Below are 14,242 nucleotides of genomic sequence, written 5' to 3' on the forward strand. Positions count from 1 at the left end.
TTAGAAGAAAAGGTGTTTTATTAATTTAAAACGCCTTTTTTTGGAACTCTTTTCAACAAAATAATACCAATTACAAAAAAGATTGCCAAAAACACAGTCGCAAATCTTGGACTCCCCGTAATTTGATCTATGACTCCGTAGAAGCACATCCCAATAACAATTCCCACTTTTTCGGCAACATCATAAAAACTAAAAAATGAAGCAGTGTCTTCGGTTTCAGGCAATAATTTAGAGTAGGTAGAACGGGACAAAGCCTGAATTCCTCCCATTACTAATCCTGCAAAACCTGCCATAATATAAAACTGTATAGGCGAAACAATAATATAAGCTACAATACATAAAATAACCCAAAAACAATTAATTACTATTAACGTAGGGATATTTCCAAATTTCTCGGAAGCTTTGGAGGTTAGAACTGCACCAATAATTGCCACCAACTGGATTAACAATATACAAACGATTAGCCCCGTTGTGCTTTCGCTTTTAGATTCCCAAGCAATTTCTTGTGCTCCAAAATAGGTAGCAACTAGCATTACTGTTTGTACAGCCATACTATAAACAAAAAAACTAAGCAAGTATTTCTTTAAGATAATATTTTCATCAAGCAAACCCCATACTTTTTTTAATTCTCTAAAACCATTAAAAATAACGTGGTGTGTCACTTTTTGGTTTGCATTGACATTCCCTTTTGGCAAAAAATAATAGGTGTATTGACTAAATATAATCCACCAGATTCCAACCATAACAAAAGAATAACGCATGGCTTTCATGGCTGCTTCCCCTTTGGTTCCCGATATCCCAAAATATTCTGGCATCATAATCATTGCCAGATTAATAATCAATAAAATAACGCTTCCTGCATAACCAAGAGAATATCCTTTGGCACTAACTTCATCTTGTTGTTCAGCAAAAGCAATATCTGGCAAATAGGAGTTATAAAACACCAAACTCCCCCAAAAACCTATTAATCCTAAAAAATAAAAGAGTAAACTGATATATATATTTTCTAAACTAAACCAATATAAACCTATACAAGATAAAGCACCCAAATAACAAAAAAATTTCATAAATGATTTTTTATTGCCTACATAATCTGCAATACCAGATAATAAAGGAGAAATTAATGCTACTGCCAAAAATGCCGTCGCTGTAACAAAACTAATTAAAGCAGAATTTTTAAAACTAAAACCCAAAAAATCAATATAATGATCTCGCTCAGAAAATAAGGCTTCATAAAAAATAGGAAAAACTGCGGAGGTAATCACCAGGGGATAAACTGAATTTGCCCAATCATAAAAAGCCCAAGCATTTAATAATTTTTTACTCCCTTTAGATAAATCTGCCATGTTTAATTTTTTATGGTGCGAATTTATTTATTTTTTGCTTAGAATTATTCAAAATTTAAATAATTCGACATTAACAAATCATTAACTACTAAGAATCATTCGCTTGAAAAAAAATTAATAAAAAAAGGACTACTCTCTTTTGAGAATAGCCCTATTAAATGTTATAAAAATGTAATAATTTTAAAACGTTATCTTCTAATGATCCCAACTTTAGCAGCTAATGCTTTTGCTTCTGGAATCAATGCTTTTAAATTTGCAATTCTGGTAACATCAGATGGATGCGTACTTAAGAATTCTGGTGGCGCTTGTCCTGAAGATTGTGCCGCCATTCTTTGCCAAAAAATAATAGATTCATCAGGATTATAACCCGCAATTGCCATTAAAGTAAGTCCAATTTTATCAGCTTCAGTTTCGTGATTTCTACTAAAAGGAAGCATAGCGCCATATTGTGTTGTTACACCATAAGCTTGTTGCCATATTTGTTGATTTTCAGCACTTTTACCACCTGTAGCAACTGCAACACCTACAGCACCTAATTGCTGCAACTGAGCTGCACTCATACGTTGCGCGCCATGATTCGCCAATGCATGAGAAACTTCATGCCCCATTACAGTAGCTAAACCTGAATCATCTTTAGTGATTGGTAAAATTCCTGAATAAACAACAATTTTTCCTCCAGGCATACACCATGCATTCACCTCTTTATTGTCTATTAATTTATATTCCCAACGATAATCCTGTAAATATTGTGATTGACCCAAATAGGTTAAATATTTTTCAGCCGCAGCTTTAATTCGTAGTCCAACTGTTTCTACTTTTTTAGCATCAGCAGTTCCAGTAATCACTTTATTTTCCTTCAAAAAAGTACCATATTGTTGAAACGATGTTGGGAACAACTCACTATTAGAAACAAAATTCAAACTTTTTTTTCCTGTCAGTGGATTAGTAGCACAGGAATAAACCAATCCTGCCGCAAAAATCCCTACTAATAAATGCTTTTTCATAATTATAGATTTTAAATATTAGACAAAAATACTATTATTATCCATTTTTTTATTTACATAATTAAATGTAAATGTATCAATTTTTTTGTTATTCCCCCATTATATACAAAGACGTAAACTCCTTATTAACAATTAAATAACTATATTTTTCTAAGTTATTTTTATCAAATGATACTTCCACATTATCAATTTCAATCATTTTAACTTTAAATGGTAATCCGATAAGATTTATTTTATATTTCGAATAATTCGTATCGTATTTTCCTTCTTTATGAAGCTGGATAATCAATTCTTTCTCTTTACCGGTTGTTTGAAACGATAAGAAGCTGTATCTCCCTTTTTTGTAATCATATCCATCTTGCGCATCTTCATAAACTACTGATTTTTCTTTTCCTTCTTTGTAGTAAATATCTAATGTTAACTCCTCAAATTCTAACTCACCAACATATTGTTGAACAGGATACTTTGGAATTACGGCTCCCGCTTTTATAAAAATTGGAATCTGATCAAATTTAGTGTCGACCCAAATTTCTTTTCCTCCTTTAATTTCTTCGTTGGTCCAATAATTATACCATTGTCCACGAGGAATATACATTCTTCTGCCTACAGCATTTGGCTCTAAAATTGGACAAACTAATATTTGATTTCCAAAAATGAATTCATCATTTCTATAATGCGTTTGAATATCTTCTTGGTCATAATATACTAATGGTTTCAGCATAGGAATTCCTTCCTCAATATATTGCCAAAACATGGTGTATAAATACGGTAATAATTGATATCTCAAATTGACGAACTTTCTGGTGATATCAATAACTTCTTCGTCAAAAGCCCATGGTTCCTGATTGCCGTGATCTCCAGAAGAGTGTGTTCTGCAAAAAGGATGGAAAACACCCAATTGAATCCAACGTGCGTATAATTCCCCCGAAGGCTGTTCCGCAAACCCACCTATATCAGAGCCTGTGAAACCCATTCCAGAAATTGACATGCGTTGCACTTGAATATTTGCAATCCACAAATGTTCCCAAGTGGCAACATTATCCCCTGTCCAGGAAGAGGTGTAGCGTTGTGCTCCCGCGTAGGCTGATCTTGTTATTACAAAAGGTCTTTTGGGATACGCAAATCGTTTCACACCATGATACGTTGCTCTCGCCATTTGTGTACCGTAAATATTGTGTGCTTTTCTATGGCTACAAGGATTTCCATCATAATCGTGACGTACATCCATAGGAAACGTTTTATTTGGAACCTCCATAACTGCAGGCTCATTCATATCGTTCCACACGCCTTTTACTCCAATATCTGAAATCAATTCTTTGAATAATCCTGCCCACCATTCTCTTACTGCGGGATTAGTATAATCAGGAAAATTACATTCTCCTGGCCAAACTTTCCCTTTCATGTATGGACCGTCAGCTCTTTTGCAGAAATAATCTTTTTCTAAAGCTTCTTTGTATATCGAGTATTCTTTGTCAATTTTTATTCCCGGATCAATAATTACCACTGTTTTAAAACCGTCTTCGGCTAATTCAGCGACCATCCTTTTTGGATCTGGAAAATACTCTTTGTTCCAAGTGAAACATCGAAAACCTTCCATATAATCAATATCCAAATATAGTGCATCGCACGGAATCTTCAACTCTCTAAATTTGGCGGCAACTTCTTTTAAATTGCTTTCCGGATAGTAACTCCATTTAGATTGGTGGTAGCCAAGTGCCCAAAGTGGCGGCAATTCAGGTTTTCCTGTTAAATCAGTATATGTGGTAACAACATCTTGCATTTGTGGTCCGTAAATGAAATAGTAATTCATTTCTCCACCTTCAGCCCAATAACTGGTTACGTTTCTTCTTTCGTGACAAAAATCAAAATAGGTTCTAAAAGTATTATCAAAGAAAATACCGTAAGACTGCTTGTTTTGTAATCCAATATAAAATGGAACTACTTTATACAACGGTTCCTGATCTTTTTGAAAAGCATATTGGTCTGTGGCAAAATTCTCCAGCCTCTTGCCTTTCAAATTCATCTGGGTTGCTTTATCGCCAAGTCCGTAAAAACATTCCCCATCTTTTGAAGCCTTACTCATTTTTACGATATTTCCCCCGTATTCATAGCTTTCTTCCCAATGGAAACCCAATTCATCTTCTAGAATAATAGTGTCTTCTAAATCAAAAATAGATAATCTCATATCTATTTTTTGAATTCTACATTTTACTTTACTAGTTTTTATCTGATAACAATCTTCCTCTTCAGAAACCTCAAGAAAATTATATCCATGAGAATGATTTTTATCAACTGCATAAGAAAAATCATTGCTGAAATACCCTTTTGTTGTAAATCGAAACCGGATTAAACTATCTCTTAATACAGTTACTTTTAATATGACACTATTATCGGTATGAAAAAATATGGAATCTACTTCATGCTCAAAAGAAACTATTTTTGTTGGATATAAATCGCCTTTAAATTCTAATTCTGTATTTGTAATCATGTTTTATGGTATTAATTTTAATCTTTTTCAAGAACTCAAACTTACAAAAATGCTTTGTAAACTGTTAAATATGTGAGTTTTATTCACGATAACGTTATAGTGTATTTCAATGTAGCAGTCAACTTTATATAATAATGGTTTCCATTATAAATGAAAACCATTAATTATACTTATTTTAAAAAAATCAGTTTTATACTTATGAAATTTTAAAAACGGTAACACTTAATGGAGGTAAAAGCAACTCCGCAGAATAATCTCTTCCATCATAAGGCATAGCTTCAATTGCAATATTTTTAGCGTTAGAAACTCCGCTTCCTCCATAATTTAAAGCATCACTATTAAAAATTTCTATCAATTTTCCTTTTTTAGGTAAACCAATTCGGTAATTAAATCGCACTATTTGTGTAAAATTACAAACTACAATTACATCGTCTTTTGGGTCTCTTCCTTTTCGAATAAAAGACATTACCGCATTTTGATGGTCGGAGTAATTAATCCATTCAAAACCATCTGCACTGAATTGTTTTTCATGTAAAGCAGGTTGTGTTTTATACAATTTATTCAAATCTGTAATCAGTTTTTTTACTCCTTCATGATACGGATATTGCAATAAATGCCAATCTAAACTTCCTTCAAAATTCCATTCGCTACTTTGTCCAAATTCACTTCCCATAAACAACAATTTAGTTCCGGGATGCATAAACATATAGCCGTATAGTAATCTTAGATTCGCAAATTTCTGCCATTCATCACCTGGCATTCTTCCCGCAATAGATTTCTTTCCATATACTACTTCGTCATGCGAAAGCGGCAACATGAAATTTTCTGAAAAAGTATAGGTCATTGAGAAAGTCAAATCATTTTGATGGTACTTTCTATACACGGTATCTTTTTGAAAATATTCTAAAGTATCGTGCATCCAACCCATCATCCATTTCATACCAAAACCTAATCCACCTATGGATGTAGGTCTGGAAACCATCGGGAACGAAGTACTTTCCTCGGCGATGGTTTGCACGCCTTCATAATTTAGATATACGGCTTCATTAAATTCTTTTAGGAAACTAATTGTGTCCAGATTTTCTCGTCCTCCGTAAATATTAGGTTCCCATTCACCTTCCTCTCTGGAGTAATCCAGATACAACATCGAGGCAACGGCATCAACACGTAATCCATCTGCATGATAATGGTGTAACCAAAATAACGCATTACTGATTAAGAAGGAACGAACTTCATTTCTTCCATAATTAAAAACTAAACTTTTCCAATCCGGATGATAGCCTTTTCTACGATCAGGATGTTCAAAAAGATTTGATCCGTCAAAAAAACCTAAACCATGTGCATCATCTGGAAAATGAGATGGAACCCAATCCAGAATTACTCCAATTCCTTCTTCGTGTAATTTATCAACCAAATGCATGAATTCTTGCGGATTCCCAAAACGGGAAGTTGGCGCAAAATATCCCACTAATTGGTATCCCCAAGACGGATCATACGGATATTCCATAATAGGCATAAACTCCACGTGAGTAAAACCTGTCTCTTTAACATAGTTTACTAAATCCTCCGCAAATTCTACATAGGTCAAAAAACGATTACCATCGGTATGGCGTTTCCAAGAACCTAAATGTACTTCATATACTGAATAAGGTTTGTCTAAACCATTATGATTTTGACGGGTTTCCATCCAGTTTTTGTCTTTCCATTGATACTCTAAATCCCAAACTACCGATGCCGTATGCGGTGGTTTTTCACAGTAAAAAGCAAAAGGATCTGCTTTCTCAGTTACAATACCTCCGTTGTTAGAGTATATTTTATATTTGTAAGTTGTCCCTTTTTTGACATTTGGAATAAAACCTTCCCAAATACCGGATGAATCCCAACGAACTGCTAATTGATGTTCGCCTTGTGTCCAAAAATTGAAATCGCCAACCACAGATACCGAATGTGCCGTAGGAGCCCAAACGGCAAAATAAACACCATCTACTCCGTCAACCTTTATAAGATGTGCGCCTAGTTTTTCGTACAGTCGGAAATGTTTCCCTGATTTGAACAAATCGATATCAAAATCAGTAAAAAGGGAATGCGAGATAACTTTGCTCATATAACATTTGTGTAATTCTATTTTTAGAAAAATAATAGAATATTATTAAAAAAAAAAACAGTTTAAAAATTTATTTTATGATGTAATTATCCGGTATAATTGCTCCTTTTTTAATAACAACTATTCCGTCTTTAATGGCGTATAATTCATTCGAAAAATCTTCTAAATGATTACCTCCATTGATATACACATCATTACCAATTCTGCAATTTTTATCCACAAGCGCATTGTTAATGAAACATCTTTCCCCGATTCCTACCAATTGTCTACCGTTTTTAAGGTCTTCATTCATATCATCAATATTCTGATAGAAATCATTCCCCATTACATAACAACTCTGAATAATTGTTCCCTCGCCTATTCTGGATCGGATCCCAATCACGGAATGGTTTATTTCTTTAGCATTCAAAATACAGCCCTCGGAAATTAATGATTTATCAATCGTTGTCTTTTGGAATTTTGAAGGTGGCAATAACCTTGGTCTTGTATAAATTTTATTATTATCATCAAATAAATTAAACTTTGGCAAGTCTTCAGTAAGTCCAATATTAGCCTCAAAAAAGGAATCAATATTACCAATATCAGTCCAATATCCTTCATATTGGTAACTTAATATCTTTTTGTGCCCTACAGCTTGCGGAATAATTTCTTTACCGAAATCTTTGGTTTCTTTGTTTGACATGATGTCTACCAACAATTTTTTGTTGAAGATATAAATTCCCATTGAAGCCAAATAATGCTTTCCTTCGCTCTTCATTTGCTCACTCACATCCGATTCCCAATCTGGCAACAATTCCTTTGCTGGTTTTTCAATGAAAGATTCAATACAGCTTTCAGAGTTTGTTTTTAATATTCCAAATTCAGGAGCATCCTTTGCATTCACAGGTAAAGTTGCAATAGTAATATCAGCTTCTCTCTTGATATGCTCCTCTACCATATCGTTGAAATCCATCTGGTACAACTGATCTCCGGAAAGTATCAAAGCGTAATCAAAATCATGGTTTAAGAAATGAGGCATACATTGTCTTACGGCATCAGCCGTACCTTGAAACCAAGTTGGATTATCAGGAGTTTGTTCAGCAGCAAGAATGTCAACAAAAGCGTGGCTAAAAATACTAAAGTTATACGTATTTTTTATGTGTGCATTTAAGGAAGCCGAATTAAATTGTGTCAACACAAACATTCTGTAAATGTCTGAATTCATACAATTTGAAATCGGAATATCAACCAATCTGTATTTTCCTCCTATTGGTACAGCCGGTTTTGATCTTGATTCTGTCAAAGGATATAATCTGGAACCTTGTCCTCCACCTAAAATAATTGCAATAACATTTTTCTTTTTGGGTTTCATTTCTTGTTACTTATTAGTTTGTACATTTCTATATATTCCTGACAAACACGCTCCCAAGAATGGTCTGTGTTCATTCCTATTTTTATAATTTTGTTGAGATGTTCTTTGTCTTTATATAAATTTACAGCTCTTTGAATCGAATAACAAACATCACCAACAGTTGCCTGGTCATGACAAATTCCGTTTCCATCATCGCCAAAATCAATGACTGTATCCCGTAATCCACCCGTTCGTCGCACTATAGGTATTGTTCCGTAGCGTAGTGAATACATTTGATTTAAACCACAAGGCTCCACTCTTGAAGGCATTAATAAAAAATCAGAACCCGCATAAATTAAGTGTGCTAATTCTTCATTGTATCCAATGAAAGTATTGTAATTCCCTTTATAATCAGATAATAAGTCGTTCAATTGATTCTCAATAGCTGTATTTCCTGAACCTAAAATTAAAATATTTATTTGTTGATAATTTTCAGATAAAGCGAGCGCTGACGCATGTGGCAATAAATCGCCTCCTTTTTCTTCTAATAACCTACCAATGAAACTAAAAAGTGGTTTTGTTGGATCTAAATTAAAGAGGTTGCACAATTTTTCTTTATTTTCCTGTTTCCCCTTTTCGAAATTTTTAATCGAATAATTGGTTGACAGCATAGCGTCTTTAGCCGGATCCCAAACTTCGACATCAATTCCGTTCAAAATTCCTCTAGATTTATAACGCACCAGATTAAACAAGGATTCGAGTCCGTTTGCCGAATAATTAATTTCATTCAGATAATTAGGGGAAACTGTAGTTACAGCCCAAGCACATTTTATGGCTACTGCCAATGAGTTGATGCAATTATCCCATTCTAAAACTTTCACATGAACCAAATCAAATTCTGGTAAATAATATAATTTATCAAAACCAAACTGTCCTTGGTACAAACCATTATGAATGGTAATCATAGAAGGAGTATTTCGTAGTTTTTCGTATTTATGACAATACAACATCATAAAAGGAATCAAACCAGAATGATGATCATGACAATTGATAACATCAGGAACTTCATTTCTGTTTGTAATCCAAGCTAATGTCGCGATTTGGAAAGATAAAAAACGTTCGATATCATCTTCATACCCATAAACGTCTTTCCTATCAAACAATTCTGGAATTTCAACCAGATATAATTCGAATCCCAATTTGTCTGTTTTTTCTTTGAGAATATTAAAAGAAAAATTAAAACTACCTAATGTTATAGTATCTGAATAAATGCATTCAAACTTATTTTCCTTTCTGAATTTTGTGTCATAACAAGGTATTACAACTCTTACAAGATGTCCTACATTATTTTGATATTTTGGTAATGCGCCAACAACATCAGCTAAACCTCCTACTTTTGCAACGGGATAACACTCTGCGCTAATATGAAATATTTCCATCTATGAAATTTTGATATTTTCAGTTAATTATAATGTTTACAATTTTTTTTAAACAATTCTAAATATTTATTATTTCAGTCTTTTGTATCAATACCAATTAAAACCTTTTAAAAAATACTACTTTTATGTTTTTCTAAATTTAGTAAAAAAATTACAAAATAATAACCCGCTTGAAAATTTATCAAAATGACAAAAAAAACTTCTATACATACACAATCCTTAGAAATTCCTAAAATTATTTTATTAACCAGTAAATTAATCTCTTTTATCTCGCCAAAACTAATAACCTTATTTGCTGCTAAACTCTTTGTTACTCCAATAAAACATAAGATTCCAAAAAGAGAATTGGAAATGGATCGAAATAGCCTTCAAAAATTAATTAAAGTTCCGGCAATTGACAAAGAAGTTGTTGTATATGAGTATGGAAAAAGTGAGAAGAAAATTTTACTGGTACATGGTTGGTCAGGACGCGGAACTCAGTTATTCAAAATAGCAGATGAATTACTAAAATCAGGATATTCTACCATTAGTTTTGATGCTCCTGCACATGGAAAATCACCTGGAAAAGACACTATTATGGTTGATTTTATCGCTACAATTTTAGAAATAGAGAAGCAATTTGGACCATTTGAAGCAGCAATTGGCCATTCATTAGGAGGAATGTCCGTTTTGAATGCCATAAAAAAAGGATTAAAAGTAAATCATGCGGTAGTAATTGGCAGTGGAGATATTGTAGAAGATATTATAGATGATTTTGTGGCAAAATTAGAATTGAAACCAAATATAAGCACTCTTTTGCGCTTGCATTTCGAAAAAAAATATGGAGAAAAAATGAACAGCTATTCTGCTTTTTTAGCTGCAAAGGAAACTACTATTCCTGTATTAGTAATCCATGATAACGATGATCCGGAAGTTCCTGTAAAAGCAGGAATACACATTCACAAACACCTCAAAAACGGAGAATTACTATTAACTAACGGATTAGGGCATCGAAAAATTCTGGGTAACTCTAAAGTAATTGAAAGAACAGTTCAATTTATTCAGAGTAAATAACTAATTTATAATTATTAATATTAAATAGTGATTTTAGAATAATAGTAGCGAGAGATAAACAATAATAATTTTTTTAATAAAATTAATAAATCATGAAATATCCTTTAGAAAAAACAGAAGAAGAATGGAAAGAACAATTGGGTGAAGAACGCTACCGAATTCTTCGAAAAAAAGGAACTGAATACCCACACACCGGAACTTATAATCTGCATTATGAAAAAGGAACTTACTGTTGTGGAGCCTGCGGAGAACCTTTATTTGAAAGCAACTCAAAGTTTGACGCACATTGCGGTTGGCCCTCTTTTGACGAATCGATTCCTGGAAAAGTACAATACATTTCGGATGTGACACATGGTATGAAACGTACGGAAATTCTTTGTGCTAATTGTGGAAGCCACCTCGGGCATGTATTTGATGATGGACCTACTAAAACAGGGCAACGGTATTGTGTAAATTCCTTATCAGTGGACTTTAAAGAATAATGCTATGGATTTATTTGGAAACTCAACTGATTGGGCTGAAAAATTAAAGCCAATTCTAACGAAATACAAAGGAAGAAAACATCCGTTAGACTATCACAATTTATACCAACTTTTGGTAATGGTAGTGCTTTCAGCTCAAGACTCTGATGCCCATATAAATAAGATTGCTCCTGCTTTATTTGAAGCTTATCCCAATATGGAAAGTTTGGCCGTATCAAATTTTGATGCATTAATTCCTCATATCTCTGATGTTAGGAATTTTGGAAATAAAACCAAATGGTTAATGGAAATCGCTCAAACTGTAAAAAATGACGAAAATATTCCGCTTACGATGGACGATTTAGTTGCGCTAAAAGGCATCGGACGGAAATCAGCCAATGTTATCATGCGGGAAGCAAAAGTTCCTGCAGAAGGAATCATTGCCGATTTGCACGTCATTCGCGTAGCACCTAGGATTGGATTAATTACAGAAACAAAAGATGGGATTAAAGCCGAAAAACAACTCATGCAAGTGCTACCAAGAGAAATTTGGGGCGAAATTGGAATGGCTATTTCATTTCTGGGAAGAGAAATTTGTCGACCACAACCCAAATGTGAAGAATGCCCGATTAATGAAATATGTAATTATTACAAGACTGTTTTCAAAAAAGAGCCCATTTAGTCAAATTATATTTGATCAAATAGGCTCTTTAAATAATTTATAGCTAAAAAAACTTCTAAAAATACTTTTAAAAAATTACACACATAATCTATCAACTATTTTAGATACAGAGCTTATTTCAGTAGTATTTTCAATTGTTGGCCCAGCAACCCAAACTGTTTTATAAGTAACTTCAGTAGCTGCTTTAGTGACTGCATTTGATCCAATCATGTATCGAATCATCTTTACCCACTTTTTTAAAGTTTTATTTTTGTTTAAAGTTTGTTCTAACCAAGTTTGTTTAGTTCCCACTTTTTTAACATAAGGAGTATTAATAACGGTACAAGGTGTTCCCGATATTTTCTCGGTCAGGACAATTTCTTTTGCACCATAATCAACACAAGCTTGTTTATATTCCTCCGAAACTCCAGATTCAAATGACGCAATAAAAGGACTTCCCACAGATACTCCCACTGCACCATACGATAACATCTTTTCTAGCTCTTTTTTAGTACTAACACCTCCCGCAGAAATAACAGGCAATGTGGTATTTAAATTTAATTCTTTAATCAATTCCTCTGGACTAAGATTCCCTCTGTGACCACCAGCTAAATTATTGACCGCTATTAAAGCATCTGCACCTAAACTTTCTACTTTTTTGGCAAAAGCCAAGTCGGTAACATCACAAAAAACTTTAATTCCAACCTTATGAGCTTGCTTAATAGTTTCCTCAGGCGAGCCTAAAGAAGTAATTATAAAATCTACTTTTTCCTCACACAAAACAGCTAATTGATCTTTGTATTTAATATTAGATTTATTCACAATTAAATTATAACCAAAACTCCCACCGGTAACTTTAGCAGCTCTAAGTTCAATAACTGAAGCACGCAATTCCTCCAATGTTCGATAATTTAATGCCGGAATACAACCCGCAACACCCGATTTCATTCCTTCAATAACCATTTTGGTATTCGAAACTAAAAACATAGGCGCCATAATCAGCGGTCGATTAATACTCAAAAGGGAAGTTAGCGTAAGCTTTGTCATTATTTATATTTTTAATTAAAACAAATATAGCAAAATATACTATGCATGCCTAGTATTTGAAACTAAAACGATACCATCCTTGAGCTTATCATTTCTTCCAATTTCGTAAAGCTTCATTAAATTTTATTGACTTAGAAATAATTAAACTCATTTTAGAATTATCTATTAGTAAGTTAATATTAAATAATTCTGTATCATACTCGTCTTTATTAAGTTTTACTTTTACACAATTTAATACTGTTTGATTTTTAACATAACATTAATTTTATTTAAATAAATACGAAATGTATAAACTCAAAAATGCAAATACTTCCATCTCAATGCTTTTCATGAGTTTTTTTAAAACTTCTCTAGAGTAAAGCAATCTTCAACCAAAAAATCTAAAAAATAGTTATTAGACATTTTATCTTCTTTAAGTAAAGTATAAACTATAATATTTTTTGAATCAAGAATAATTATTTTAAATTGGATTGTTTTATAATAATAATAATCTAATTATTTTAGATTAGAATCTTGCCTACATGTGTATGAACGAACTTTTGGCGATAAAAAAATAATTATTGAATCTTTCTATTCATAATCAAACTGTAAAAATTTAATATGTAATTGTTACATTTCAAACTTAGATATATGCTTAATTTTTATCACTACACGGGTTTTAGACTTTATACAAAAATCCCCCATAAATAAATGACGAGAATTCTATAATGTAAAAATAAAAAAACTTCAGCCAGCGTTAGCCAACTGAAGTTTCTTGTACTCAGAGCGGGACTTGAACCCGCACGAACATTGCTGTTCACTGGATTTTAAGTCCAGCGTGTCTACCAATTTCACCATCCGAGCATTTTGTGGTACCTCCAGGGATCGAACCAGGGACACATGGATTTTCAGTCCATTGCTCTACCATCTGAGCTAAGGTACCAGTATACTTTTCTCATAAAGGAAGGTATGAATAAAAAACCCTGTTCGTTAGAACAGGGTTTTCAAAGAAAGGCGACGACATACTCTCCCACATAACTGCAGTACCATCTGCGCAGGCGGGCTTAACTACTCTGTTCGGGATGGGAAGAGGTGAGCCCCGCCGCAATAACCACCTTAAGAGGTTATAATTGCTTTGGGCAATTACTGTAATGTTGTTTATAGTTATATAAACATCAGTTACATAATATCTTAACATACTGAGATAAAGAAAATAAAAAGTTGATACTGAAACATTTACACTGAATTTATTTCAGTGAGTTCAGCATAAAGAAAGTTTCTTCTCCCGTCCCGAAAGACGGGAGAAAAGCGTACATAAGCTTACGGGTTA

The 14,242-nt window shown here is 33.2% G+C and carries 10 protein-coding genes, 2 tRNA genes and 1 rRNA gene; 3 read left to right on the top strand and 10 right to left on the bottom strand.

The features are described 5' to 3' along the window. Positions 1–20: 20 nt before the first annotated feature. The 6 genes from BMX64_RS08410 to BMX64_RS08435 form a co-directional block, all read right to left on the bottom strand. Positions 21–1,346 (bottom strand): MFS transporter, encoded by a 1,326-nt coding sequence (locus BMX64_RS08410; protein WP_091170081.1) that lies wholly within the window; start codon positions 1,344–1,346, stop codon positions 21–23. A 188-nt stretch (positions 1,347–1,534) separates the two neighbouring features. Then, positions 1,535–2,350 (bottom strand): M48 family metallopeptidase, encoded by an 816-nt coding sequence (locus BMX64_RS08415; protein ID WP_091170086.1) that lies wholly within the window; start codon positions 2,348–2,350, stop codon positions 1,535–1,537. 88 nt (positions 2,351–2,438) lie between these two features. After that, positions 2,439–4,838, bottom strand: coding sequence for a glycoside hydrolase family 31 protein (locus BMX64_RS08420; protein ID WP_091170089.1), 2,400 nt, complete (start codon positions 4,836–4,838; stop codon positions 2,439–2,441). 196 nt (positions 4,839–5,034) lie between these two features. Further along, positions 5,035–6,942 (bottom strand): 1,4-alpha-glucan branching protein GlgB, encoded by a 1,908-nt coding sequence (glgB, locus tag BMX64_RS08425; protein ID WP_091170093.1) that lies wholly within the window; start codon positions 6,940–6,942, stop codon positions 5,035–5,037. Between the two features lie 70 nt (positions 6,943–7,012). After that, positions 7,013–8,293 carry a glucose-1-phosphate adenylyltransferase gene (locus tag BMX64_RS08430; RefSeq protein ID WP_091170096.1) on the bottom strand — a complete coding sequence of 427 codons (1,281 nt, stop codon included), beginning with the start codon at positions 8,291–8,293 and terminating at the stop codon, positions 7,013–7,015. Further along, positions 8,290–9,711, bottom strand: a complete 1,422-nt coding sequence (locus BMX64_RS08435) for a glycogen synthase (RefSeq protein ID WP_091170100.1) — start codon at positions 9,709–9,711, stop codon at positions 8,290–8,292. Before BMX64_RS08435 ends, BMX64_RS08430 begins: the two co-directional genes overlap by 4 nt. Positions 9,712–9,897: 186 nt before the next feature. On the opposite strand from BMX64_RS08435, the gene BMX64_RS08440 reads away from it, so the two are divergent. From BMX64_RS08440 to BMX64_RS08450, 3 genes are all read left to right on the top strand, one after another. Next, on the top strand, positions 9,898–10,764 hold the full coding sequence (locus tag BMX64_RS08440; protein ID WP_091170106.1) for an alpha/beta fold hydrolase: 867 nt from the start codon (positions 9,898–9,900) through the stop codon (positions 10,762–10,764). A 92-nt stretch (positions 10,765–10,856) separates the two neighbouring features. Continuing rightward, positions 10,857–11,246, top strand: a complete 390-nt coding sequence (gene msrB / locus BMX64_RS08445) for a peptide-methionine (R)-S-oxide reductase MsrB (protein ID WP_091170110.1) — start codon at positions 10,857–10,859, stop codon at positions 11,244–11,246. A 4-nt stretch (positions 11,247–11,250) separates the two neighbouring features. Then, positions 11,251–11,907, top strand: coding sequence for an endonuclease III domain-containing protein (locus BMX64_RS08450; protein ID WP_091170113.1), 657 nt, complete (start codon positions 11,251–11,253; stop codon positions 11,905–11,907). 75 nt (positions 11,908–11,982) lie between these two features. Here BMX64_RS08450 and BMX64_RS08455 read toward each other — a convergent pair whose 3' ends face one another. The 4 genes from BMX64_RS08455 to rrf form a co-directional block, all read right to left on the bottom strand. Beyond that, a complete protein-coding gene (locus tag BMX64_RS08455) occupies positions 11,983–12,933 on the bottom strand; it encodes an NAD(P)H-dependent flavin oxidoreductase (RefSeq protein ID WP_091170116.1) in 951 nt (316 codons plus the stop codon). Between the two features lie 757 nt (positions 12,934–13,690). Further along, positions 13,691–13,776, bottom strand: a tRNA-Leu gene (locus BMX64_RS08460). A 6-nt stretch (positions 13,777–13,782) separates the two neighbouring features. Next, positions 13,783–13,855: transfer RNA gene (locus BMX64_RS08465), tRNA-Phe, on the bottom strand. A gap of 66 nt (positions 13,856–13,921) precedes the next feature. Next, positions 13,922–14,031: ribosomal RNA gene (gene rrf, locus BMX64_RS08470) — 5S ribosomal RNA — on the bottom strand. Between the last annotated feature and the right edge of the window lie 211 nt (positions 14,032–14,242).

The sequence above is a fragment of the Flavobacterium sinopsychrotolerans genome (assembly GCF_900110375.1).
Classification (GTDB): Bacteria; Bacteroidota; Bacteroidia; order Flavobacteriales; family Flavobacteriaceae; genus Flavobacterium; species Flavobacterium sinopsychrotolerans.

Bases quoted from the DNA above. Each gene is read 5' to 3' on its own strand.
- BMX64_RS08410 (WP_091170081.1), bottom strand. From the start codon at position 1,346: ATGGCAGATTTATCTAAAGGGAGTAAAAAATTATTAAATGCTTGGGCT.
- BMX64_RS08415 (WP_091170086.1), bottom strand. From the start codon at position 2,350: ATGAAAAAGCATTTATTAGTAGGGATTTTTGCGGCAGGATTGGTTTAT.
- BMX64_RS08420 (WP_091170089.1), bottom strand. From the start codon at position 4,838: ATGATTACAAATACAGAATTAGAATTTAAAGGCGATTTATATCCAACA.
- glgB (WP_091170093.1), bottom strand. From the start codon at position 6,942: ATGAGCAAAGTTATCTCGCATTCCCTTTTTACTGATTTTGATATCGAT.
- BMX64_RS08430 (WP_091170096.1), bottom strand. From the start codon at position 8,293: ATGAAACCCAAAAAGAAAAATGTTATTGCAATTATTTTAGGTGGAGGA.
- BMX64_RS08435 (WP_091170100.1), bottom strand. From the start codon at position 9,711: ATGGAAATATTTCATATTAGCGCAGAGTGTTATCCCGTTGCAAAAGTA.
- BMX64_RS08440 (WP_091170106.1), top strand. From the start codon at position 9,898: ATGACAAAAAAAACTTCTATACATACACAATCCTTAGAAATTCCTAAA.
- msrB (WP_091170110.1), top strand. From the start codon at position 10,857: ATGAAATATCCTTTAGAAAAAACAGAAGAAGAATGGAAAGAACAATTG.
- BMX64_RS08450 (WP_091170113.1), top strand. From the start codon at position 11,251: ATGGATTTATTTGGAAACTCAACTGATTGGGCTGAAAAATTAAAGCCA.
- BMX64_RS08455 (WP_091170116.1), bottom strand. From the start codon at position 12,933: ATGACAAAGCTTACGCTAACTTCCCTTTTGAGTATTAATCGACCGCTG.